This window comes from Pseudomonas sp. 2995-3, from assembly GCF_002742565.1.
In the GTDB taxonomy this organism is placed as follows: Bacteria; Pseudomonadota; Gammaproteobacteria; order Pseudomonadales; family Pseudomonadaceae; genus Aquipseudomonas; species Aquipseudomonas edaphica.
This window is the reverse complement of the sequence record NZ_LJSB01000388.1, coordinates 1-255: the sequence shown is the minus strand read 5'-3', so window position 1 is coordinate 255 and position 255 is coordinate 1. Positions and strand designations below refer to the sequence as shown.

At 37.6% G+C, this 255-nt stretch carries 1 protein-coding gene; it reads right to left on the bottom strand.

What is annotated here, in order from left to right; translation table 11 throughout:
* The coding region (locus tag AOA62_RS29820; RefSeq protein WP_143521949.1) for a phosphoenolpyruvate carboxykinase (ATP) at nt 1-255 on the bottom strand (255 nt) is incomplete at both ends.

Genomic DNA, 255 nt, shown 5'->3' with positions numbered 1-255 from the left:
GTTCATTATCTGCTCCCGCATACCCATGTTGAACAAACAATTCATCCATCTCCTTTAAATAGTATAACACTTTAATGTGAAGTTTTTCAAAAACTGAAGCGGATACAGGTTTATTTACAGTCCCCCAGTTTATTTTGTCTTTTGTTGATCTTTCTTCGACTATGAACTTATCATTAGGAGAACGACCAGTATATCTTCCAGTTGTTACACCAAACGCTCCGGTAGATGTTAGTACCCCTTCGTTCCGTTCTAATC